Consider the following 21,781-nt stretch of genomic DNA (forward strand, 5'->3'; position numbering starts at 1 on the left):
TGTTGTGTAAATAATAGTGGAAATATCCCACTATTGCAAGGTTTATTTCCACTTATTTGAGGAATTTTAGGTATGGTTTTGGAAAAAATTAGGCAAGTTATTGAATTTAATAAGATTACAATTGACGAATTTGCCGAAAAAATTGGAGAAAAACCGACCAGACTGAAGGATGTACTGCGAGGAAAGCAGCGTCCGCCGCTAGAAATGATCCAATCTATAGTGGAAATTTTTCAAATTGATGCAAACTGGCTGATAGGGAAAGGGAGAAATTTCCACCTTGAAGGGGAAATTGATAAAGATGAATACGCATACATCCCAATGTATGACGTAGAAGTGTCCGCAGGGAATGGCGCGGCCGCCTACGGAGTGGCAGAGCCGGCCAACCACTTGGCTTACCGCAAAGACTGGCTTAAGTTACGCGGCCTGTTTGCCAAAGACCTCAACTGTGTCACCGCACGTGGAGACAGTATGGAGCCCACCATCCATAGTAAAGACATGCTCTTGGTGGATACCTCAAAAAACAATCCGCGAGACGGACAAATTTACGTTATCCGCTCAGGAGAAACGCTTTGGGTCAAACGCATCCAAAAACAGATTGACGGCAGCCTGCTGCTGATTTCAGACAATGATACCTATCCGCCGATGTCGTTGATGTTGGCAGACCATCCCGATATTCAGGTCATCGGCCAAGTGGTTCAAATCTCAAAAGACCTGACATAACAAAGGAAAACTTATGAAGAAAACTTATTTTGCAGCATTGTTGCCGGTTTTGTGCCTACTGATACCGCATCAGGCTGTTGCTGCAGCCAAATGCAAAGATTTCCCGACACATCAAGCCGCGCAAAAGTATTATTTGGCCAAGAAGCCGGGCTGGAAAAGTTTAGATCGTGATGGTGATGGGAAAGCCTGCGACTGCAACCCCGGCGGCAACGGTAAGAAATGTCCGAAAAAGCATAAGAAATAAACCAATCAGACCAAGGGAAACTCATGAAGAAAATCTTACTTACACTATCGGTTTTAGTTGCCTTGTCTGCGTGTGGTGGCCAATCTGAAGAACAACCGGCATCTGCCCAACCTCAAGAGCAAGCACAATCCGAATTAAAAACCATGCCGGTAAGCTATACCGACTATCAATCAGCAGCCAATAAAGGGCTTGCCGATCAAAAAACCGGGCTGACCCTGCCTGAACATGTATCCCCAACCGATAATGCAGAAGGAAAGAATCTGCTGCATGACTTTTCAGACGGCCTCACATTAACCGTTGATACCGATAAAGCCGACAAAATTACTGCCGTCCGAGTAGTCTGGAATACAGATGCAATGCCTCAAAAAGCGGAAAAACTGTCCAAAGCCGCAGCAGCCTTGATTGCGGCAACCGCTCCGGAAGACCGCACACTGCTGCGTGATACCGGCGACCAAATCAAAATGGCGATTGACAGCCATAATGCGCAAAAAGAGCCAACCCGAGAATGGGCGCGTGGTGGGATTGCTTATAAAGTCACTGTTACCAATTTACCGAGCGTGGTTTTGACGGCGAAGCCTGAGTAGATGATAGACAGTAAATTTAAATTACTTAAGCTAAGCTAATAATTTTATTGATAAATATGAGAAATCCCTTACTTATGGTCTTATCCTGTCTTCTTACTTCTGCGAATCCTAAAGATGAACTTGAAGATAACCAAATTCAATTTTATAAAGATAGTATTAATGAATTACAGGAGATTGTTAGAGCTCAAGATACAAAAATTGGCCATTTATTAATTGTTTATTTATTACCAATTAACCAACTTGAATTTACTAATAAAGTATTATTTACCGATGTGGCTAAATCTACATTCTGTGAAAATATAATTTTGATTTTATTAATCTTTTCTTGGATTATTTCTGTAATTGCATTACTGGTTGGGATATGGCCTAAATGGACAAAAAAAAACATTGATTTAACAAGTGATAAAATTTGCATAGTAGAAAATTTAAAAAAAGATAGGGATACTATCCATGCAATTTGTGAAAAAAAAATTTTTTGTATTCGTACCTCTTTAATTGCAAGTTTTTTTTGGACAGTGCTTTTTGCATTAAAAGTAATCCTTAAAATTTAACAATTCTATCACTACGAGTATTAAATAATGAATCAGGATCAAAAAAAAGAAATTAAAACCGTCATTACTCTCGCATTAGATATTGCAGACCAATTTTGGAAAGAAAGCGGAGGAGATTTGGAGAAAGAAGAAAGTGCAAAAATACTAGTAACGGAATCGTTATCTGTCGCTATGGATAGCATAACTACAAGCATTCCCAATCATCAATTTATTAGCGAATATGAAAGTAAAAATACTGAATTAATTGCGTTGGTCGCGGACATGAGAAAGTCAACAGAACATGCAAAATCTGCCAATAGTATTATGCACCCATTAAGAAGAATTTTTCTTGAAACGTCTGCACTATTGCCTGCGATGGAAAAAGTAGTCAATTTTAGAGGTGGGCAAGTAACTGAATATTTGGGGGATGGTATTTTAGGTTTCTTCAGTTACAAGAAACGTAGCGATATCTATAAGGCATACAATGCTGCAAATGATATTATTACTGATATGAAAGAAATTGTTAACGATATAATCCATGAAAGATATCGCTTACCAAAAGATATAAACATTGGCGTGGGCTTGGCAAAAAGTCAGACTATTATTTATGCAGCTGGATTACCTGATGCAAAACATCCAAAAGCTTTTGGTAGCTGTGTGTATGATGCTACGAAATTATCTTGTGAAATGAATAAAATTGGAGTTTCACCCAGTCTTAAAGCTCTTTGGCCTAAGAAAAAAGGAGGAACTTTAAAATTTGAGAGCAAAAAATTTCGAGGAGGGTGTGACGGCTTCCTAATCAAGCAGAAAAATTAACACAGTTTTTTGAAATAGACATATTTTGAAGCTTCAGTTTTTAATTTCTGTTTAAAGGTTCATTCACGACAATCGCCTAAAATCCCTGTACCTATCAATAGATACAGGGATTTTTTATGTCCACCAAATTCAATCAATTCATTGAGCGCGTCCTCTCCCACGAGGGCGGCTATGTCAATCATCCCAAAGACCCCGGCAGCGAGACCAACTGGGGCATCACCAAACGCACTGCTCAGGCAAACGGCTACAACGGCTCCATGCGTGCCATGACGCGCGAACAGGCGATCGGCATTTACCGTCAAGCATTTTGGGAGCGTTACCACGCCGATCAAATGCCGGAAGCGGTTGCGTTCCAATTCTTCGATGCCTGCATCAACCACGGTCATGGCAATGCTGCCCGTATGCTGCAACGCGCCGCTGGCGTACCGGACGACGGCGTTATCGGAGCAGTCAGCCTCAAAGCCATCAATTCACTTCCTGAAAATGATCTCCTGCTCCGTTTCAACGCCGAGCGTCTAGTCTTTTATACCAAGCTGGGTACGTTCGGATCTTTTGGCAAAGGCTGGATTCGTCGCGTGGCGCAAAACCTGATTCATGCGTCTGCAGATAACACCGATTAAAGGGAGACAAACCATGTCAAAAAAGTCACTCATCGCCCTAATGACCGCAGCCATGCTGCCCGATTTCAGCCACAGCGACCTGGGCATTCGCTACGCCATGCCGACTCAGGGGTGCTGGACGCAAGCCCACCGCAAGAGCGGGGTAGCCGCCGCGAAACGCGCAGCCAAAAAAAAGCGTCGCAAATAACCGCCTTTTTCAAATGGTTGGGCGGCTTGGTATCTAATCCGGCCACAGGGAAAATCAGCCATACCAAACTATGGGCAAACGTGGCAGCCGCCTCTATGACCTATAAGTTCTCGCAAACAGCGGATGCGCCGGAATGGCTCTGGTGGGCTTATGGCGCATTGGTCGGCGGATATGCATTAATCAAACGCGGCATCGCGGCGATTCCGCAGGTCGCTGAAATCCATAAAGGAAAAGACGATGTGGAAAACGCTTAACCCTATTTGGCAGACCCTGATTCTGATTTTGCTGATAGCAGGTGCAGTACCAACGATTTATTTCTGCGGCTATAAGTCCTCAGCAAAGAAGGCGGAAGCTGAAAAAGCCGAAGTCATTGCTACTTATCAGGCTTCAGCCTTGGTCGCCGAGCAGCTCTATACCGAAAAGCTCAAAGCGGCTAATGAAGAAAAACAGCGTTGGTTTGATTTCGCACAAGCACAAAGCCGCGATTTAGCAACCGCCTATCAGCAAATCGGCCGCCAAGCGGCTCAATTGGAGAAGCAGATTGATGAAACTGTACAAAAAGACGGCAACCGTTTTAACGGCCTTGGCACTAACGGCGTGCAACTCTACAACCGTGCCCTCGGCCACGATTAAAACCGTTACCGTCGCGGAAATCCCCCCCGTCTCTTCCGAGCTGCTGCTCGTTCATGAACGCCCTGAGCGTCTGAGTGGCGGCTCTCCCGAACAACTTTTAAACCACGCCGTCCGCTATGGCGAATACTGCCAAAAACTGGAAAAACAAATTTCCGGCTGGCAGACATGGTACAAGAAAGGCCGTCTGAAAAATGACTGATTTTGCCGACCGCGCATCCGAACGCGAAGCCATCTTTCTCGCAGCATCCCTGGCAAAGCATCAACCGCCGTCTGAAACCACCGCCAGCCTCAGTCATTGTGAAGATTGCGGTGCGCCGATACCAAAAGCAAGACAACAGGCAGTCAAAGGCTGTACACGCTGCGTTGTCTGCCAAGAATATTTTGAACACGGATGGCCTTAAAAATGGAAAAAACCTTTATTCACATCGAGTTTTGGCAACTTGTCGGCTTTTTACTCTCATTCCTCGGCATCTGTTTCACCTTCGGCAAAATGCTGCTGGCTCAATTCCGCGAGCAGCAGGACGAACGCCAAAAACAGCAGGAACGCCTACAGGGTAAAGTCGAAATCATGGAAAACAAACTGGCGGAATTCAATGCCGGCCTGCCGCTCACATACGTCCTGCGCGAAGACTACATCCGTAATCAAGTCGTCCTCGAAGCCAAACTCGACAACGTCGCAGAAAAACTCACTGAAATCTACAAAATGGAAAGCGTAAAAAAATGATTAGCCAGGAACTGATCGCCAAACAACGGCGCGAGGGTATGCGTTGGAACATTATCAACACCCTTAATAAAGCCCGACCGCACACGACAAGCGAAACCTTCTTGTTGGACATCATGAACGCGATTTACCCGCAAACCACCGCACTGGAGCTGCGCCAACAACTTGATTATCTGGCTGACCGCAAAATGGTAGACCTCAATAAAGCCCCGCACGGCCTGTGGTTTGCCGACTTGACCAGTTTAGGTGTCGATATTGCCGAATATACGGTGGAGTGCCGTGCCGGTATTGCACGGCCTGAGAAAGTATGGAGCTAGGCATGGCGCAACGCAGCAGCATTGAAAAACTCCCCGAAGCCGTCCGGCACGAATTTGAACGGAAGCTGGTAGAAAACGGTTTTTCAGACTACCAAGCCATTGCCGAATGGCTGCAAGACCAAGGCTATGAAATCAGCCGCTCAGCCGCCCACCGCTACGGCCAAAAAGTGCAACGCCGTTTTGCCGCCATCAAATCCAGCACCGAAGCCGCGCGACTGATTGCCGAAGGCGCAGCCGATGAAGGCGATACCCGTAGCGAAGCCCTGATGGCCATGCTGCAAACCGAACTATTCGACGCATTGGTAGCCATAGGCGAGATGGACAGCGAAGAATTAAACGCGCTCGACCGTTTCGGCGTGATGGCCGAGGGTGCGAAGAAAATTAGCGGTCTGATTTCCGCCAGCACACGCCTGAAAGAGTATCAGGCCAAGGTCAAAGCCAAAGTACAGGCGGCCGCCGAAGATGTAGCCAAGCAGGCCAAGAAAGGCGGCTTGTCTGAAGAATCGGTCGAGGCCATCCGCAAGCATATTTTAGGGATTGCATCATGACGCCGTCTGAAATCCGAAATACCCGCCCATCAGAAGACCGTACCCCTACGGTCTTATTGCCGTATCAGCAGGCTTGGTGTGCCGACCAGTCGCCTGTGAAGCTGTGCGAGAAATCGCGCCGTATCGGTTTGAGCTGGGGAGAAGCTGCCGATACCGCCTTGCTGGCCGCATCCGCTAAAGGCATGGACGCATGGTACATCGGCTATAACAAAGACATGGCCTTGGAGTTTATCCGCGACTGTGCAGGCTGGGCGAAGCATTACCAGCTGGCGGCAGGCGAAATCGAAGAAACCGAGGAAGTATTTGTCGAAGGCGACGACCGCCAGTCGGTACTGGCTTTCGTGATTCGCTTTGCTTCGGGCTACCGAATTACCGCCTTATCCAGCCGGCCTTCCAACCTGCGCGGTAAACAAGGCCGCGTGATTATTGATGAAGCAGCGTTCCACGAACAGCTCGGCGAATTGCTTAAAGCGGCAATGGCCTTGCTGATGTGGGGCGGCCAGGTGCATATCATCTCTACGCATGACGGCGTAGACAACCCGTTCAACGAGTTGATTAACGATGTGCGTGCGGGGAAAAAACCCTATTCCGTCCACCGCATTACCTTTGACGAAGCGGTTGAACAAGGCTTGTACCGCCGTATCTGTCTGCGTTTGGGCAAGGATTGGACACCCCAAGGCGAAGCCGCATGGTGTAAGGAAATCCGCGATTTCTACGGCGAAGATGCCAGCGAAGAGTTGGACTGTATCCCGAAAAACGGTGGCGGCAAATGGTTGAACCGTGCCTTAATTGAAAGCCGTATGACCCCATACACGCCGGTTATCCGCTACGACCAGACCGACGATTTCGGCCTGCTGCCCGAACCGCGCCGCGCTGCCGAAGTGGCGGACTGGATAGCCGATACCCTGCAGCCGCTGCTCGACGGCTTGGACAAAACCCGAGTTTCTTTTGTAGGCGAAGACTTTGCCCGCTCGGGCGACCGCACCGTGATTGTGCCGCTCTTACAAAGCAAAGACCTGATTTTAAAACCGCCGTTTGTTTTGGAACTGGGCAATATGCCGTTTGCCCAGCAGGAGCAAATTATGCAGCACCTGTTGGCCAAGCTACCCAATCTGCGCGGCGCGGCCTTAGATGCACGAGGCAACGGTCAATCTTTGGCAGAAGCCATGCGCGATGCGTTCGGCGCAGAAGTGGTGGAAGCTGTGATGCTGTCGGAAAACTGGTACCGCACCCATACCGCTCCGTTCAAAGCCGCCCTCGAAGACGGCACACTCGACGGCCTACCGCGAGATGAAGACATCCTCACCGATTTACGTGCGTTCGAATTAGTCAAAGGCGTGCCTCGTATTCCGGACACCCGAACCAAAGGTCAAGACGGCAAAAAACGCCACGGCGACGCAGCGATTGCCTTTGTCCTTGCCCATTACGCCAGCCGCGAACTCAATGCCGGACCGGTACGCGTGGCCAGCCGCCGCGTGCGTCGAATTAGCAGAACAACGCATGGCTTTTAGGCCGTCTGAAAAGAGAATCCCATGAAAAAACCGCATTTCAAACTCAAAACCAATCATGGCAACATCACCTTCAAACCCGATGATCTGACCGGCCATATCGCCGTCTCACGCCAATTTTTAGGCGGTTTCGGCGGTTGGTTGCCTAATCCTGACCCGATTCTGCGCAAGATGGGCAAGCAAATCCATGTTTACCGCGAATTGTTGCGCGACGAGCTGGTCGGTAGCTTCGTGCGCCGCCGCAAAGCCGCTGTGGCACGGCTGGATTGGAAACTCAGCGGCGATGAGGTCGAAGATCGTGTATTGGATTTTGTCGAAAATTGGCTGGCCGCTGATGTCGATGTTTATAAGATCTGCAAAGACATCATGAATGCCTCATTTTTCGGCTATCAGCCTATCGAAATTATCTGGCAAAAAGGCAGTCAATGGCTGCCGTCTGAAATTGTGGCCAAGCCGCAGGAATGGTTCGGATTCAATGATGAGCGTGAGTTGGTTTTTACCGAAAACGGCCTGAACCAAGAGCCGCTACCGCCTTATAAATTTCTGTGTCCGCGCCATGAGGACGACTATCTTAACCCTTACGGCCTAGGTGATTTGGGTTTGGTGTTTTGGCTTGTAACTTTTAAACGCGGCGGCATGAAATTTTGGGTAAGTTTCACCGAAAAATACGGCGCACCTTGGCTCATTGGCAAAGAGCCACGCTCCAATACCCATAGCGACACCGAAAAGTTGCTCGACGCATTGGAAGCCTTAATAAGCAATTCGGTCGGCACGATTCCGAATGATTCCAGCATCGAAATTCACGAAGCCAGCGGCAAGTCATCATCAGTAGATGCATTCGACAAGCTGCTGAAAGAGTGTAAGTCCGGCATCAACATCGCCTTGCTTGGCCAAGACCAAACCACCGACAAAGAAACCAATCATGCCAGTGCCAGCGCGGGCTTGGAAATTGCCGACGATATCCGTGACAGCGACCGCCGTATTGTTGAAGCGGCGTTTAACGAATTGATTGAATGGGTGGTGGAACTGAATTTCGGCGATGTGGCTTGTCCAAAATTCGAACTGTTTGAAAACGAGGAGGCAGGGACGAAAGAGCGTGCCGAGCGCGACAGCATGCTGTCCGGCGCGGGTGTGAAATTCACTCCGCAATATTGGAAACGCACTTATGGCTTAGAGGATGGCGACATCATCGAAACGGCTGAAATCCTGACCATGCCGTCTGAAAACGAACGCAGTGAGTTTCTGAGCAGCAAAAATCGGCCGGTCGATTTCGCAGAAAGCCGAGACGAAAGTGATGCCGGTTTAATTATCGACACACTTACCCCCGATGCAGGCCGTCTGAATGAGCAAGGCAAAGCACTGACGGTCGCACTGGTGGCCGAAATCAAAAAAGGAGAAACGCAAGACAATATTCTTGACCGATTGGCCGAAGCCTTCCCCAATATGGACGACAGCATCTTGCAAGAAGAGCTGGCACGAGTGATTTTTTTGTCGGATTTGGTCGGTCGTATTGAAGCGCGTGGAGAGTTGGCATGAATCCCGAAGACATCAAAGCCATTTTCGGCATGAAGCCCGAAGCGGCAGTCGAATACCTGAAGCAAAAAGGCGTGGCTGTTTCGTGGGACTGGCAGGACATGCTGGACGATGCCCACGCCACCGCCTTTACCGTGGCCAAAACCGCAGGTATGGACGTGGCCAACGACATTTATCACGCAGTCGTCAAAGCTGCAGAGACTGGCCAAACACTGGATCAGTTTCAGAAAACACTTACATCGGTATTGCAAAGCAAAGGTTGGTGGGGACGCACCCCAACAACCAATCCGGACACCGGCGAAGCCCAAACTGTTCAGCTCGGTAGCCCGCACCGCCTGAAAACCATCTACCTGACCAATATGCAGTCAGCCTACATGGCCGGACGCTACGCTGAAATGATGGATTCTGTCGACACCCACCCGTATTGGCAATACGTCGCTATAAATGACAGCCGTACCCGTGACAGCCACCGTAGAATGCACGGCCGTGTCTATGCAGCAGCCGACCCGGTTTGGGACACCATGTATCCGCCGTTGGATTTCCGCTGCCGCTGCCGCGTGCGTCCATTATCACGCGCTGCAGGCGAAAGCCGTGCCTTACCCAGTCCGAAACTTGAGACTCAAACCGTCGACATCGGTAGCAACGAATACACCGGAGAAGCCCGCTACGCCCAACGCACCGGCTTGCGGATTGACGGAAAGTTTGTCGCCCCAAGCGCAGGCTTCAATGCCAACCAAGGAAAAGCCATGCTCTCGCGCATGGCTTCCGTGGCCGTCCAAAAAGCACAATCCGTTCATCCCGATATTGCACGCGTAGCCTTAAAAACCATGATGACCAACAGCAAATTCAAATCCTCATTATCTGCTGTCGATTTGGCATGGGTACTAAAATTAATCAAAGGTTAGATATGCTCGAAATTAATCTTGATACTTCATCACTAGATCGTGGCTTGAGCCAGCTTCTACAAAACGTAAGCCATCCGCGCAAAATGATGAAAGCCATCGCGACCGAAATGACTTCATTAACCGAAGAAAACTTCGAAAGCGAAAGTTTCGGTGGCAACAGATGGAAACAAAGCCAACGCGCAGCTCAAGGCGGGCAGACTCTGCAACTGACCGGCCAACTTGCAGCCAGCATCTCCACACAAGTAGGCAACGACTTTGCACGTATAGGAAGCAACAAACCATATGCGGCAATCCACCACTTGGGTGGCTCCGCAGGCAGAAACCATAGCGTCCAACTTCCAGCCCGACCTTATCTACCAATCAACGGTAGTGGCCAACTTCAAAACGGAGCAGACAAACGCATCCTTGATATTGCAATTGAGTCACTCAGCTCAGGCTTGTAAAACAAAAAAAGACGAGCAAATTACGCCCGTCTTTTTGTTGCACTCTATGAAACTGCTTTTCACAAAACCAATCCCACCAAATCCCGCTCTATCCAAAATAATCCCAATTATCTCAGAGACTCTATATATTCATCTCATTGGGTTTCAGTCTGAAAGATTTTTCAGACGGCCTTAATATTTTTCATTGACGGGCATTATCCAAATTTTGTGTGAATCCAATTGTGGATAGTTTGGTTTGATTGTTGATAATAAAGAATAAATTGATTTTGATGAAAAAATAGGCAATTTAAAAAGGAGCTAATAATCACGAAGTCATTTTATAACTGTTGTTAATTTGATAAGCATTTTGAATCTGTTTGGCTGAATAAATTCACTTGTTTTTAGCTTGCTTATATAATCTAAACGCATTATTGTATATTCAAATTAAATTTAACAAAGGGATAAAGAAATGACTGAAACTCAAAACCAACCTAATAACGAAGAGTCCGTAGTGATTATCGGCACGCGTCGTGATGATGTGCTGTATGGCAGCTTGGGACACAATATTTTTTACGGCGGTTTAGGAAACGATACCTTTATTGTGAACAACCGGAATGACCAAATCGTTGAAAGGTACGGCGAGGGTACGGATACGGTTTATACCCATACGACTTATACGTTGCCAAATTATGTTGAAAACCTGACGATGACCGGCCACGATAATATTTTTGGTTTCGGCAACAATTCCGACAACGTCCTTATCGGGAACAGCGGCAACAACCGTTTGAGCGCCGGACGTGGCAAGGATGTGCTTTACGGTGGGGCGGGTAATGATTTGCTGCTGGCAGGCGATGATGACGACAAACTTTATGGTGGCGACGGCAACGATATTTTGCGTGGCGATCATGGTAACGATTATTTGGAAGGAAACGAAGGCGACGATGTTTTAGACGGCGGAATCGGTGCAGACGTAATGCGCGGCGGCAATGGCAATGATACATATTATGTGGACAGTCCAAACGATGTCGTTATCGAAGAAGCCAATGGCGGCATTGATACGGTCTACACAGGTATGACTTATCGTTTGCCGACTCATGTTGAAAACCTGACCTTGACCGGCAGCGGCAATTATTTCGGCTTCGGCAACCATTCCGACAACGTCTTAATCGGCAACATCGGCAACAACCGTTTGATCGGAGGCCGCGGCAATGATGTGCTTCGCGGAGAGGCAGGCTATGACTTGCTGTTGGCGGGCGATGGCGACGACAAACTTTACGGCGGTACCGGCAACGATATTTTACGCGGCGATGCCGGTAATGATTATTTGGATGGCGGCGAAGGAAATGATACGCTTGAAGGCGGTAGCGGAGACGATACTTATGTGTTCCGCCGCGGCAGCGGCCATGATGTCATTTCAGACAATTTGGGCCATAACAGCATTCATTTTGAAGGTTTGAGTGCGAAGGATATCAGTCTTACTATTCGTCCAAGCGCCAGTAATCCTGCCCTCAAAGATTGGGTATTTACGATTCGTGAAACAGGCGAAACATTGACCCTTAGAGAGCAACACAAGACCTATTCATCTGTATCCAAGTATAAATTCGCGGATAAGGAAATGGATGTTGCTGAAATCTTCAAATATCCCGAGCACGATGCCAGCGAAGACAGCGTAACCATGCGTGTGCTTTACAAAGATGGTCATGCCGTCACACATGCCGCCGTACAAGGGCAGCATCTTCAGACGGCCTCTTTGCAGTATTGGGAAAATATTGCCACTCAAAAAAGAGCCAATGATATTGTCCGCCCCAGTGCTAAACAGGCGCAGCATTCTATCTTTACAAAAGACAGTGATGGCGACGGTTTGGTTGATGCCATTGACCGCAATCCGCAGGAGTGGAATGTTTCCGAGCGCGATTTGCGGATGTTCTCATCATTGGCGTATCACTCTCCATCTGAACTGCATACTTTGTTTAAAGGCGATTATTGGTGGAATACGCAATATGCTTCTATTGCTAAGAATATTAACGACAAATATTTTAGCAATCAGGCCAATGTATCTGAATTGGTTGGGAAATGGACATTGCTTAAGGCAGGTAGTCCGGGAGGCGGTTTGGATTATGCGATTTTCGGCAATGCGAACAAAAATGGTGGTTGGGAAAATGTCGTGGTAGCGTTTAGAGGCACGCAGGCTACCAGCATTAAAGATGTTTTGGCTGATTTGAACATTATGACCGGTAATTTGCCGGCTCAAACCAAATATCTGAATGACATTGCCCGTTATATTGATACGCTTCATGCCAAAAATGTGTATTCGACCGGACATTCGTTGGGCGGCTATCTTGCAGAATACTTTGCCGCACATACTATGCAACAGCGTTATGATTGGGCAAGCGATTTTAAACGCAGCAGTCTGTTTAATCCGGCTGTTTTGAATGTGGACAGCGACTCGCCTGAAGCCTTAAAACAAGCACGGGATATGGCCGATAAAATGGCGAAAACACAGATTACAGATGACTCCGATACAACCCAGGCACGCCATCTGTATGAAACCAATTCGTATGTAATCAAAGGCGAATGGGTTGGAGATGGTTTTTCAGGCAAAACAGGTGCGGGTATTGGTGCATTTTTGGGAGGGCTTGTTTTTGGGCCATTTGGCGTTGCAGCAGGTGCACTTGCAGGTGCTGCTGCGTCCCAAGTTCATAAAGGATTGGGCAGATATCCGAATGCCAAGGTTTTGGATTTCAAAAGCGGCGATGTATGGGGCAAACACAATATGACCAGCTTTTATGAGTCTGATACCGAACTTGAACAATACTTCTCCCAAGGTAAACGTATCGACAAGCATTACAAAAATCCTTATTTGATGGATTCTGACCAAGACGGTTTTTCAGACGGCATTGAAAACAAATGGGGTAGCAGCAGTAATGATGCCCAAGAAACGCCATACGCAACCGGTACATCTACTATTTATAACGATGACCGGCCCATGCTTGCCGTGGTTCAGACAGAGGATGCAGCCGGTAACGTTCTGTCACTCAAAGGCGTGGAGATGACGGCGCACCAGCAGGGCGATAAGATGGCGTATGCGGCAAACGGTAAGGAAATCGACTTAGGCAAAAACGGCTTTGATTGGTCTGTCAGCATCAGTGGAGACAACAAAGGCGTAGCGGCCTTGCATGGCAGCGCGGCTGACGATGTATTGAAAGGCAGTGATGGCAATGATTATCTGGCAGGCGGTCTGGGTGGCGATACCATTGTTACCGGCGAGGGTAGAGATACGGTGGCATTTACTGCGTGGGATGTCCGCGAGGGTAAACTGGATCACTTGCTGGATTTCAATCCGGTCAAAGACAAGTTGGATTTGAGTGCCATGCGTCCGCTGCTCAATGAGAAAGAAAGCCAGGTTAGCTGGGCGGATTTGTTTGTTCGCGATGTGGATACATTCAGCCCCGACCGCTCGTATCTTGTGTTCAACAGTGCCCAAAAAACCTTGGCGTATCGGGGCGCAGGAGCTGAAAGCAGTACAGAGTTTGCACGTTTCTACAATGAAGACGCTGCGCAGCTGACGGCCGCCAATATTATCGGCTGATGGTTGTTTTGAAGTTCAAGGCCGTCTGAACTTGATATTTCATGTTCAGACGGCCTTAAACTTTGTGTTTGTTAACTATATAATATCCGACCCATCTGTTTAAAAAGGCCATCGCCATGAACACCATACGCACCAAAATTTGCGGTATTACCCGACCTGAAGACGCACTGGCTGCGGCCGAATTGGGCGCAGATGCCATCGGGCTGGTGTTTTACGCCAAGAGTAAACGGGCTGTGAATATTGAGCAGGCGCAGGCGGTTGTGAGAAATTTGCCGCCGTTTGTATCGGTGGTGGCCTTGTTTGTGAATGAAAACGAGCAAACCATCCGTGAAGTTTTGCGTCAGGTGCCGATAGATGTGATTCAGTTTCACGGCGATGAGGACGATGATTTTTGCCGTCGGTTTGACCGCCCGTATTTGAAGGCCGTGCGCGTACAGTCCTCTGCCGATATTCAGACGGCCTGTGCCAAATTTCCGAATGCCCGCGCTTTGCTGTTTGATGCCTATCATCCGACCGAATATGGCGGTACGGGACAAAGTTTCGACTGGACCATGTTGCACGGTAATATCGGCAAACCGTGGATACTTGCCGGCGGATTGACTGCGGAAAACGTTGCCGAAGCGGTGAAAATCAGTGGTGCGGCGGCGGTGGATGTGTCCGGCGGCGTGGAAATCTCCGGCGGGATGAAGAGCAGGGAGAAAATGGCAGCGTTTATTCAGGCGGTAAAGGCCGTCTGAAATTTTGTTTGAATTCAAAGCAACTGGAATACAGATATGCAAGAGCCAATCGTTGAGTCCCACCCCTTCGCAGCCTTGTTGCCGCCGCAGGCAACGGTCATGATGATGGGGACGTTTCCGCCTAAAGAAGAAAAACACGCGATGCAGTTTCATTATCCGAATTTCCAAAACGATATGTGGCGCGTGTATGGGCTGGTGTTTTTCGGCGATGCGGCGCATTTTCAAAAGCAGGGAGAAAAGGCATTTGATGCCGATAAAATCAAAGCGTTTTTGCGTGAGAAGGGAATTGCATCCTGTCCGACCGTGTTGAAGGCGATACGCGAACATGGCAATGCTTCGGATAAGTTTTTAAAAGTGATAGAAACCGTCGATTTGGCGGCAGTATTGGTGCAAATGCCCGAGTGCCGCCATCTTTGCACCACCGGCGGCAAGGCAACCGAAGTTTTGTTGGAAATTCAAGGCAGCGGCATGAAAATGCCGAAGACCGGCGAAACAGTGCCGTTTCCCTATGCTGGGCGTGAGTTGACCCTGACGCGCCTGCCTTCGACTTCGCGTGCCTATCCTTTGAGTTTGGCGAAAAAAGCGGCGGCGTATCGGGCTTTTTTTGAAACGGCTGGATTGACTGTTTTTCAGGAGTAGGGCGATGGACCGTTATGAAATCTCTTTAATGACGTTTATGGCGTTGTGGTGGCTTTTTAATGTCGTCTCAGTGTGGCTGAGGGCCAAACAATGGCATATCAAGATATTATTGGGTGGAACGCTTTTGTATGTGATACAAATATCTGCAGTCATTATGTCTGTTAACGGCCTTAATTGGATATTTTTGAACACAAGTACCATAAATACCGATTCGTTGATCATTGCTTTGCTTGCGCTTAACTTTCTGGGTTGTTGGTTGCTGGCATTGTGGCTGGGAATGTTGGCACTAAAAATATGCCTGAGAAACAAAAACGAAGAAAAATATATTGCGCCGCCGTTGGGTGCGGCATTGCTTGCAACATCGAGCAGTACGCTGTTGTTCCTATTTTGTCTGCTGATATTATTATTCAATTAGTTGCCGACAAGATGAATGGAAAACGGCTATAATTGCTGACAATTTTTACTTTCAGACGACCCTTTACTGAATCGGGCCGTCTGAAATCAGAAAACGAACAAGGAAAAATTCCATGAAAAACTATCACGCTCCCGACGAGAAAGGCTTTTTCGGCGAACACGGCGGTCTGTATGTTTCCGAAACCCTGATTCCGGCATTGCAAGAATTGGCAGAGGCCTATAAAGCGGCGAAAGAAGATCCTTCATTTTGGGAAGAGTTCCGCCATGATTTGAAACACTATGTCGGCCGTCCCAGCCCTGTTTACCATGCCGCGCGATTGTCCGAGCATTTGGGCGGCGCACAAATCTGGCTGAAGCGTGAAGATTTGAACCACACCGGCGCGCACAAAGTCAACAACACCATCGGTCAGGCATTGCTCGCCCGCCGCATGGGCAAAAAGCGCGTCATCGCCGAAACCGGCGCGGGTCAGCACGGCGTGGCCTCCGCCACTGTTGCCGCACGCTTCGGCATGACTTGCGACGTGTACATGGGCGCGGACGACATCCAACGTCAAATGCCCAACGTGTTCCGCATGAAATTATTGGGCGCAAACGTGGTCAGTGTCGACAGTGGCAGCCGCACTTTGAAAGACGCGATGAACGAAGCCATGCGCGAATGGGTTGCCCGCGTGGACGATACGTTCTACATCATCGGCACTGCCGCAGGGCCGGCGCCGTATCCCGAAATGGTACGCGATTTCCAATGCGTGATCGGCAATGAAGCCAAAGAACAAATGTTGGAAGCCATAGGCCGCCAACCTGACGTTGCCGTTGCCTGCGTGGGCGGAGGCTCGAATGCCATCGGTTTGTTCCATCCCTATATTGAAGAAGAAAACGTGCGTTTGGTCGGCGTAGAAGCCGGAGGTTTGGGCGTGGATACGCCAGACCACGCCGCACCGATTACCAGCAAAGCCCCTATCGGCGTATTGCACGGTTTCCGCAGCTATTTGATGCAGGACGAAAACGGCCAAGTCTTGGGTACGCACTCCGTTTCCGCAGGCTTAGACTACCCAGGCATCGGCCCGGAACACAGCCATTTGAACGACATCAACCGCGTGGAATACACCGTTGCCAAAGACGACGAAGCACTCGAAGCCTTTGACTTGCTCTGCCGTTTCGAGGGCATTATTCCTGCGCTGGAATCCAGCCACGCCGTTGCTTGGGCGGTAAAAAATGCGCCGAAAATGAGCAAAGACCAAGTGATTTTGGTCAACCTCTCCGGTCGCGGCGATAAAGACATTAATACCGTGGCAAAACTCAAAGGCATTGAGTTGTAAGCCTTATTGATTGAGCAGTAAAGGCCGTCTGAAAAAGCTGGGTTTCAGTCTTTCAGACGGCCTTTGTTTCCGTAATGATTCAGCGTAGTATTTTATCCGCGCAAACTCTATCAAGTATCGGCGGCTAAGGAAATTTATCCTTCCAAACTGCGCTTGTACGCTTTCTAAACCGATTATCCAAGTTATCCATTTATTGTAATTATGAAACATTTGGCAATCCATCTAAAACTATTGGGCATGGCGGCGTTTTGGGGCGCATCTTGGCCGATGGGGCGGATGTTGGGACAGGCGCTGCCGCCTTTAACGGGCGGTATGCTGCGCTTTTTGACGGCGGCGATCTTGCTTTTGGGCTGGCTGTTTGCACGGTATCGGTTGCGTACTTTAGCGGTTTTGTCGCTCAAACAATGGCTTGGATTGGCACTGGCGGCGGCATTCGGCGTATTTGGTTTTACTGTGTTGTCTATGCTGGGTTTGCAGCGGATTCCTGCTTCAAGGGCGACGGTGTTGGTTACGTTTAATCCTGTGTTGACGATGTTTTTTGCGGCTTTGCTGTTTGGCGAGAAGCTCAACGGCAAGATTGTGTCGGGTATGCTGTTGGCAGTGGCAGGCTCGATATGGGCGGTTACGCATGGCGAGATTGCGGCGTTTTTGTCGGGCGGCGGCATAGGGTGGGGCGAAGTGCTGGTGTTTTGCAGCCTTTGCTGCTTGGTCACTTATACGATGATAGGCCGGGCGGTGTTGCAGGGGATTGACGCGCTGACGGTTACCGTGGCCACCGCTTGGCTGGGTGCAATGATGTTGTTGCCGCCTGCGCTGATTTCAGACGGCCTGCCGTTTGGTATGCTTGCCGAAATGGACGGCAGGGGCTGGTTTGCTTTGATTGGCTTGTCTGTCGGTGCAACGGTCTTGAGCTATGCGTGGTATTTTGAAGGCGTAAAGACTTTGGGCGCAGGCAGCGCGGCGGCGTACATCACTTTGGTGCCGGTATTCGGCATTTTGTGTTCCGCTTGGTTTTTGGGCGAGGCATTGCATGTTTCCTTGGTTGCCGGCTGTTTGGCGGCTGTAATCGGATTGGCGCTGATGCAATATGGAAGACGCGCCGTCTGAAAAGGTAAAGATGTTATATAATAACGAAAATTGTCAATCTGTCTTTAAAACGAATATGTCCGAACCGTCCTCCCTGCTCGATTTCGACCGCGCCCATCTGCTCCATCCCTATACGTCCATGACCGATCCGTTGCCTGTTTATCCGGTGCGCCGTGCGGAGGGCGTGCATATCGAATTGGCGGACGGTACGCGGCTGATTGACGGGATGTCGTCTTGGTGGTGTGCGATACACGGCTACAATCATCCCGTTTTGAATCAGGCGGTTGAGGCGCAGATTAAGCAAATGTCGCATGTGATGTTCGGCGGTTTGACGCATGAACCGGCGGTGGCGCTGGGCAAATTATTGGTCGGGATTTTGCCGCAGGGGCTGGACCATATTTTTTATGCGGACTCGGGTTCGGTTTCGGTCGAAGTCGCGCTGAAGATGGCGGTGCAATACCAGCAGGCGCGGGGTTTGACCGCGAAGCAGAATATCGCGACGGTGCGGCGCGGGTATCACGGCGATACTTGGAACGCAATGTCCGTCTGCGATCCGGAAACGGGGATGCACCATATTTTCGGCAGCGCTCTGCCGCAGCGTTATTTTGTCGATAATCCGAAAAACCGTTTCGACGATGAATGGGACGAGGTGGATTTACAGCCTGTCCGAGCCTTGTTTGAAGCGCATCATGCGGATATCGCCGCCTTTATTTTGGAACCGGTCGTGCAGGGCGCGGGCGGCATGTATTTTTATCATCCGCAGTATCTTCGCGGTTTGCGCGATTTGTGCGACGAATTTGATATCGTGTTGATTTTTGATGAAATTGCCACCGGATTCGGGCGCACGGGCAAGATGTTTGCCTGTGAACACGCGGAGGTCGTGCCGGATATTATGTGTATCGGCAAGGGCTTGAGCGGCGGCTATATGACGCTGGCGGCGGCAATCACTTCGCAAAAAGTTACCGAAACGATTTCGCGCGGCGAAGCGGGCGTGTTTATGCACGGGCCGACGTTTATGGCGAACCCGCTGGCCTGTGCCGTTGCCTGCGCTTCGGTCAAACTGCTTTTGTCCCAAGATTGGCAGGCAAATATCCGCCGCATCGAAAGCATCTTAAAAGGCCGTCTGAAAGCTGCATGGGACATCCGCGGCGTGAAAGACGTGCGCGTTTTGGGTGCCATCGGCGTGATCGAGCTGGAAAAAGGCGTGGATATGGCGCGTTTTCAGGCGGATTGCGTGGCGCAGGGCATTTGGGTGCGCCCGTTCGGCAGGCTGGTGTACCTCATGCCGCCTTACATTATTTCAGACGGCCTCTTGACCGAACTTGCCGATAAAACCGTACAAATCTTGAAGGAACACAGCAAATGAAAGGCGTTTACTTCGTCAGTGGCATAGACACGGACATCGGCAAAACCGTCGCCACCGGCGTGTTGGCAAAACAATTGTTGCAGCAGGGCAAAAGCGTGATCACGCAAAAACCCGTGCAAACCGGTTGCCAAAACATCGCCGACGACATCGCCGTCCACCGCAACATCATGGGCATATCCTTGCAGGAAGCCGACAAACAGCGGCTGACCATGCCCGAAATCTTCAGCTATCCCGCCTCGCCCCATCTCGCCGCCCGTCTGGACGGCAGGACTTTGGACTTGAACAAAATCCGCACTGCCACGCAGCAGCTGGCGGCACAATACGAAATTGTATTGGTCGAAGGCGCGGGCGGATTGATGGTTCCGCTGACGGAAAACCTGTTAACCATTGATTATATTCAGCAACAGGCTTATCCCGTCATTCTCGTTACCAGCGGGCGGCTCGGCAGCATTAACCACACCCTGCTCAGCTTCGCCGCGCTCAAACAATACGGCATCCGGTTACACAGCCTGATTTTCAACCATATTCACGACAGCAAAGATGAAACCGTTGCCGGCGACACCTTGGAATATCTTAAAGGCCGTCTGAAAGATGAGTTTCCCGAAGCCAAATGGCAGGAATTGGCCAAGACAGAGGTGTCAGATGGAGCTTGATATACCGCGTGGCACGCTTTGTTCACATGCCGAAGCTTCAAGTCTTTTGCCGTCTAAGGCCGAACATCTGCTGACCGTTTCTTCGCTAACTGCCGCTTTGCGCGCTTCTGGTAAGGATTTTTCAGTCGAGCCGGTGTATTTGGGTTTGACGAAGGGAGTGGACAATAGCGATGAAATCTTTGTGCGCGATGTTTTGCTCAAACTGGACGGCGAAACAGTGATACAAGCCAGAAGCGCGTGCCGGCCGGATAGCCGTCTATGGACTGAATTATTGGATTGCGGAACGCAGCCTTTGGGAGAGCGTCTGTTTGACGGTACATTGCCGTTGAAACGTTCGGATTTTGAGTTTCTTCGTTTTGAAGATACCGACCATCCGTCTTTCAGACGGCCTGTTACCGCGCGCCGTTCGTATTTCGATTGGAACGGCGAAATATTGGAATTAACAGAATATTTCTTATTGAAATTAATAGATTTATACCGCTAAGGCCGTCTGAAAAGAAAACCGATTGCCGATGTTTGTCATAATTCTGTTATAATACAATAAATTAAATCGTTAAGATTCGTTTGATTTCAGACGGCAATAAATTATAATTAAGAGCTAAGGCTCTAAAAATGCCTTTCATTCAGCATCAATACATATACAACGACACATTACACCAATGAACATACGGCGCTTTTTCCTACAATTTTTACCGCGTTACGCTGTCGGACGGATGGTGATATACGCCAAACTGATGCGCATCGACAAACCCATCGGCACCCTGCTTTTGCTGTGGCCGACTTATTGGGCATTGTGGATTGCGTCTAAAGGCGTTCCCGACGCGGATATTTTTATTGCCTTTACCGCAGGTACATTTCTGATGCGCAGCGCAGGTTGCGTCGTGAACGATTTTGCCGACCGCAATTTTGACGGTGCAGTAGAGCGCACCAAAAACCGCCCGTTTGCCAAAGGTTTGGTTTCCAAAACCGAAGCGCTGCTTTTGACCGTCATGCTGTGTCTGATGGCGGCCTTGTGTCTGGTGCCGCTCAACCGCTTTACTTGGCTGATGAGCCTTCCGGCCTTGTTTCTGGCCGTCACATATCCCTTTACCAAACGCTTTTTCCCGTTGCCGCAGTTTTATTTGGGACTGGCATTTTCGTTCGGCATTCCCATGGCCTTTGCCGCCGTGCAAGGCCGAGTGCCTCCCGAAGCGTGGCTGATGTTTACCGCCAATGCCTTATGGACGCTGGCTTACGACACGATTTATGCCATGGCGGACAAAGAAGACGATTTGAAAATCGGCATTAAAACTTCGGCAATCACATTTGGCCATCATGACATTAGCGCAACCATGCTTTGCCATTTTTGGTTTACGGTATTGATGGCGGTGTTGGGTATCAAAATCGGCGCAACTTGGCCGTATTGGCTGGTATTGCCGATAACCGCGTATTGGCAGTGCCAGCAATATGCCGCCATCCGTACGCGCGACCGTCAGTTGTGCTTCCAAACGTTTTTGGCCAACAACCGCATCGGCTTGGCGTGGTTTTGCGGATTGGTCTGCCATTATTTCTGGTTGTTTTTGGTTTCCAAACTGTTTTAAAAAACGAAGTTGGGGCCGTCTGAAAAGAAAGGGAAAAGGAGTATGCCGGACATACTCCTTTTTATTTAAACCGTGATTTAGCCAATGATGGAATTTTTACTTTAAATTAATTA

The 21,781-nt window shown here is 49.2% G+C and carries 28 protein-coding genes and 1 pseudogene; all 29 read left to right on the plus strand.

Annotated elements, in window-relative coordinates:
• Positions 1–72 precede the first annotated feature (72 nt).
• Positions 73–192 (plus strand): annotated as a pseudogene (locus RRV97_RS01185) (hypothetical protein); the annotation flags it as partial.
• Between the two features lie 12 nt (positions 193–204).
• Complete coding sequence (locus RRV97_RS01190; protein WP_232445012.1) at positions 205–720, plus strand: helix-turn-helix transcriptional regulator; 516 nt, start codon at positions 205–207, stop codon at positions 718–720.
• A gap of 13 nt (positions 721–733) precedes the next feature.
• Positions 734–964 carry an excalibur calcium-binding domain-containing protein gene (locus tag RRV97_RS01195; RefSeq protein WP_094192853.1) on the plus strand — a complete coding sequence of 77 codons (231 nt, stop codon included), beginning with the start codon at positions 734–736 and terminating at the stop codon, positions 962–964.
• 23 nt (positions 965–987) lie between these two features.
• Positions 988–1,548 (plus strand): hypothetical protein, encoded by a 561-nt coding sequence (locus tag RRV97_RS01200; protein WP_315611716.1) that lies wholly within the window; start codon positions 988–990, stop codon positions 1,546–1,548.
• Positions 1,549–1,604: 56 nt separating this feature from the next.
• Positions 1,605–2,099, plus strand: coding sequence for a hypothetical protein (locus RRV97_RS01205; protein WP_315611717.1), 495 nt, complete (start codon positions 1,605–1,607; stop codon positions 2,097–2,099).
• A gap of 27 nt (positions 2,100–2,126) precedes the next feature.
• Positions 2,127–2,894, plus strand: a complete 768-nt coding sequence (locus RRV97_RS01210; protein ID WP_315611718.1) for a hypothetical protein — start codon at positions 2,127–2,129, stop codon at positions 2,892–2,894.
• 116 nt (positions 2,895–3,010) lie between these two features.
• Entirely contained in the window at positions 3,011–3,514 is a 504-nt protein-coding gene (locus RRV97_RS01215; protein WP_315611719.1) for a glycoside hydrolase family 108 protein, read from the plus strand.
• Positions 3,515–3,527: 13 nt separating this feature from the next.
• Complete coding sequence (locus RRV97_RS01220; RefSeq protein ID WP_049322420.1) at positions 3,528–3,701, plus strand: hypothetical protein; 174 nt, start codon at positions 3,528–3,530, stop codon at positions 3,699–3,701.
• The gene (locus RRV97_RS01225) at positions 3,626–3,955 is read left to right on the plus strand and encodes a hypothetical protein (protein WP_070712790.1); all 330 of its coding nucleotides are present in this window, start codon (positions 3,626–3,628) and stop codon (positions 3,953–3,955) included. The genes RRV97_RS01220 and RRV97_RS01225 overlap by 76 nt, the downstream gene beginning before the upstream one ends.
• Positions 3,939–4,334 carry a hypothetical protein gene (locus tag RRV97_RS01230; protein ID WP_314575216.1) on the plus strand — a complete coding sequence of 132 codons (396 nt, stop codon included), beginning with the start codon at positions 3,939–3,941 and terminating at the stop codon, positions 4,332–4,334. Before RRV97_RS01225 ends, RRV97_RS01230 begins: the two co-directional genes overlap by 17 nt.
• Positions 4,315–4,533, plus strand: coding sequence for a hypothetical protein (locus RRV97_RS01235; RefSeq protein WP_049322366.1), 219 nt, complete (start codon positions 4,315–4,317; stop codon positions 4,531–4,533). The genes RRV97_RS01230 and RRV97_RS01235 overlap by 20 nt, the downstream gene beginning before the upstream one ends.
• Positions 4,526–4,735 (plus strand): TraR/DksA family transcriptional regulator, encoded by a 210-nt coding sequence (locus RRV97_RS01240; protein WP_049332755.1) that lies wholly within the window; start codon positions 4,526–4,528, stop codon positions 4,733–4,735. Before RRV97_RS01235 ends, RRV97_RS01240 begins: the two co-directional genes overlap by 8 nt.
• A 2-nt stretch (positions 4,736–4,737) precedes the next feature.
• A complete protein-coding gene (locus tag RRV97_RS01245; protein ID WP_013448349.1) occupies positions 4,738–5,058 on the plus strand; it encodes a hypothetical protein in 321 nt (106 codons plus the stop codon).
• Positions 5,055–5,372 carry a hypothetical protein gene (locus tag RRV97_RS01250; RefSeq protein ID WP_049322364.1) on the plus strand — a complete coding sequence of 106 codons (318 nt, stop codon included), beginning with the start codon at positions 5,055–5,057 and terminating at the stop codon, positions 5,370–5,372. The genes RRV97_RS01245 and RRV97_RS01250 overlap by 4 nt, the downstream gene beginning before the upstream one ends.
• Before the next feature lie 2 nt (positions 5,373–5,374).
• A complete protein-coding gene (locus RRV97_RS01255) occupies positions 5,375–5,920 on the plus strand; it encodes a DUF3486 family protein (protein WP_049322363.1) in 546 nt (181 codons plus the stop codon).
• Positions 5,917–7,431, plus strand: coding sequence for a terminase large subunit domain-containing protein (locus RRV97_RS01260; protein ID WP_315611720.1), 1,515 nt, complete (start codon positions 5,917–5,919; stop codon positions 7,429–7,431). The genes RRV97_RS01255 and RRV97_RS01260 overlap by 4 nt, the downstream gene beginning before the upstream one ends.
• A 21-nt stretch (positions 7,432–7,452) precedes the next feature.
• Entirely contained in the window at positions 7,453–8,964 is a 1,512-nt protein-coding gene (locus RRV97_RS01265) for a DUF935 domain-containing protein (RefSeq protein WP_315611721.1), read from the plus strand.
• A complete protein-coding gene (locus RRV97_RS01270) occupies positions 8,961–9,866 on the plus strand; it encodes a phage minor head protein (protein WP_315611722.1) in 906 nt (301 codons plus the stop codon). Before RRV97_RS01265 ends, RRV97_RS01270 begins: the two co-directional genes overlap by 4 nt.
• A gap of 2 nt (positions 9,867–9,868) precedes the next feature.
• Positions 9,869–10,309 (plus strand): phage virion morphogenesis protein, encoded by a 441-nt coding sequence (locus RRV97_RS01275; protein ID WP_049322359.1) that lies wholly within the window; start codon positions 9,869–9,871, stop codon positions 10,307–10,309.
• A 448-nt stretch (positions 10,310–10,757) separates the two neighbouring features.
• Positions 10,758–13,877, plus strand: coding sequence for a M10 family metallopeptidase C-terminal domain-containing protein (locus tag RRV97_RS01280; RefSeq protein WP_315611723.1), 3,120 nt, complete (start codon positions 10,758–10,760; stop codon positions 13,875–13,877).
• 116 nt (positions 13,878–13,993) lie between these two features.
• A complete protein-coding gene (locus RRV97_RS01285) occupies positions 13,994–14,614 on the plus strand; it encodes a phosphoribosylanthranilate isomerase (protein ID WP_315611724.1) in 621 nt (206 codons plus the stop codon).
• A gap of 36 nt (positions 14,615–14,650) precedes the next feature.
• On the plus strand, positions 14,651–15,253 hold the full coding sequence (locus RRV97_RS01290; RefSeq protein WP_315611725.1) for a DNA glycosylase: 603 nt from the start codon (positions 14,651–14,653) through the stop codon (positions 15,251–15,253).
• Between the two features lie 4 nt (positions 15,254–15,257).
• Positions 15,258–15,668 carry a hypothetical protein gene (locus tag RRV97_RS01295; RefSeq protein WP_315611726.1) on the plus strand — a complete coding sequence of 137 codons (411 nt, stop codon included), beginning with the start codon at positions 15,258–15,260 and terminating at the stop codon, positions 15,666–15,668.
• 112 nt (positions 15,669–15,780) lie between these two features.
• A complete protein-coding gene (trpB, locus tag RRV97_RS01300) occupies positions 15,781–16,983 on the plus strand; it encodes a tryptophan synthase subunit beta (protein ID WP_070850700.1) in 1,203 nt (400 codons plus the stop codon).
• A 201-nt stretch (positions 16,984–17,184) separates the two neighbouring features.
• On the plus strand, positions 17,185–18,090 hold the full coding sequence (locus RRV97_RS01305; RefSeq protein ID WP_315611727.1) for a DMT family transporter: 906 nt from the start codon (positions 17,185–17,187) through the stop codon (positions 18,088–18,090).
• 55 nt (positions 18,091–18,145) lie between these two features.
• Positions 18,146–19,435, plus strand: a complete 1,290-nt coding sequence (gene bioA / locus RRV97_RS01310) for an adenosylmethionine--8-amino-7-oxononanoate transaminase (RefSeq protein ID WP_315611728.1) — start codon at positions 18,146–18,148, stop codon at positions 19,433–19,435.
• The gene (gene bioD, locus RRV97_RS01315) at positions 19,432–20,088 is read left to right on the plus strand and encodes a dethiobiotin synthase (protein WP_315611729.1); all 657 of its coding nucleotides are present in this window, start codon (positions 19,432–19,434) and stop codon (positions 20,086–20,088) included. Before bioA ends, bioD begins: the two co-directional genes overlap by 4 nt.
• The gene (locus RRV97_RS01320) at positions 20,078–20,572 is read left to right on the plus strand and encodes a chorismate--pyruvate lyase (RefSeq protein WP_315611730.1); all 495 of its coding nucleotides are present in this window, start codon (positions 20,078–20,080) and stop codon (positions 20,570–20,572) included. Before bioD ends, RRV97_RS01320 begins: the two co-directional genes overlap by 11 nt.
• A 229-nt stretch (positions 20,573–20,801) precedes the next feature.
• Positions 20,802–21,668 (plus strand): 4-hydroxybenzoate octaprenyltransferase, encoded by an 867-nt coding sequence (gene ubiA, locus RRV97_RS01325; protein ID WP_410505885.1) that lies wholly within the window; start codon positions 20,802–20,804, stop codon positions 21,666–21,668.
• Positions 21,669–21,781: the final 113 nt, after the last annotated feature.

It is taken from the genome of Neisseria sp. DTU_2021_1001991_1_SI_NGA_ILE_055, assembly GCF_032342915.1.
Lineage (GTDB): Bacteria > Pseudomonadota > Gammaproteobacteria > Burkholderiales > Neisseriaceae > Neisseria.

Coding starts and splice junctions, on each gene's coding strand:
- RRV97_RS01265 (WP_315611721.1), top strand. CDS start 7,453: ATGAAAAAACCGCATTTCAAACTCAAAACCAATCATGGCAACATCACC.
- RRV97_RS01255 (WP_049322363.1), top strand. CDS start 5,375: ATGGCGCAACGCAGCAGCATTGAAAAACTCCCCGAAGCCGTCCGGCAC.
- RRV97_RS01190 (WP_232445012.1), top strand. CDS start 205: ATGATCCAATCTATAGTGGAAATTTTTCAAATTGATGCAAACTGGCTG.
- RRV97_RS01220 (WP_049322420.1), top strand. CDS start 3,528: ATGTCAAAAAAGTCACTCATCGCCCTAATGACCGCAGCCATGCTGCCC.
- RRV97_RS01240 (WP_049332755.1), top strand. CDS start 4,526: ATGACTGATTTTGCCGACCGCGCATCCGAACGCGAAGCCATCTTTCTC.
- RRV97_RS01245 (WP_013448349.1), top strand. CDS start 4,738: ATGGAAAAAACCTTTATTCACATCGAGTTTTGGCAACTTGTCGGCTTT.
- bioD (WP_315611729.1), top strand. CDS start 19,432: ATGAAAGGCGTTTACTTCGTCAGTGGCATAGACACGGACATCGGCAAA.
- RRV97_RS01205 (WP_315611717.1), top strand. CDS start 1,605: ATGAGAAATCCCTTACTTATGGTCTTATCCTGTCTTCTTACTTCTGCG.
- RRV97_RS01285 (WP_315611724.1), top strand. CDS start 13,994: ATGAACACCATACGCACCAAAATTTGCGGTATTACCCGACCTGAAGAC.
- trpB (WP_070850700.1), top strand. CDS start 15,781: ATGAAAAACTATCACGCTCCCGACGAGAAAGGCTTTTTCGGCGAACAC.
- RRV97_RS01200 (WP_315611716.1), top strand. CDS start 988: ATGAAGAAAATCTTACTTACACTATCGGTTTTAGTTGCCTTGTCTGCG.
- RRV97_RS01270 (WP_315611722.1), top strand. CDS start 8,961: ATGAATCCCGAAGACATCAAAGCCATTTTCGGCATGAAGCCCGAAGCG.
- RRV97_RS01295 (WP_315611726.1), top strand. CDS start 15,258: ATGGACCGTTATGAAATCTCTTTAATGACGTTTATGGCGTTGTGGTGG.
- RRV97_RS01250 (WP_049322364.1), top strand. CDS start 5,055: ATGATTAGCCAGGAACTGATCGCCAAACAACGGCGCGAGGGTATGCGT.
- bioA (WP_315611728.1), top strand. CDS start 18,146: ATGTCCGAACCGTCCTCCCTGCTCGATTTCGACCGCGCCCATCTGCTC.
- RRV97_RS01280 (WP_315611723.1), top strand. CDS start 10,758: ATGACTGAAACTCAAAACCAACCTAATAACGAAGAGTCCGTAGTGATT.
- RRV97_RS01215 (WP_315611719.1), top strand. CDS start 3,011: ATGTCCACCAAATTCAATCAATTCATTGAGCGCGTCCTCTCCCACGAG.
- RRV97_RS01320 (WP_315611730.1), top strand. CDS start 20,078: ATGGAGCTTGATATACCGCGTGGCACGCTTTGTTCACATGCCGAAGCT.
- RRV97_RS01230 (WP_314575216.1), top strand. CDS start 3,939: ATGTGGAAAACGCTTAACCCTATTTGGCAGACCCTGATTCTGATTTTG.
- RRV97_RS01210 (WP_315611718.1), top strand. CDS start 2,127: ATGAATCAGGATCAAAAAAAAGAAATTAAAACCGTCATTACTCTCGCA.
- RRV97_RS01290 (WP_315611725.1), top strand. CDS start 14,651: ATGCAAGAGCCAATCGTTGAGTCCCACCCCTTCGCAGCCTTGTTGCCG.
- RRV97_RS01260 (WP_315611720.1), top strand. CDS start 5,917: ATGACGCCGTCTGAAATCCGAAATACCCGCCCATCAGAAGACCGTACC.
- RRV97_RS01305 (WP_315611727.1), top strand. CDS start 17,185: ATGAAACATTTGGCAATCCATCTAAAACTATTGGGCATGGCGGCGTTT.
- RRV97_RS01275 (WP_049322359.1), top strand. CDS start 9,869: ATGCTCGAAATTAATCTTGATACTTCATCACTAGATCGTGGCTTGAGC.
- ubiA (WP_410505885.1), top strand. CDS start 20,802: ATGGTGATATACGCCAAACTGATGCGCATCGACAAACCCATCGGCACC.
- RRV97_RS01195 (WP_094192853.1), top strand. CDS start 734: ATGAAGAAAACTTATTTTGCAGCATTGTTGCCGGTTTTGTGCCTACTG.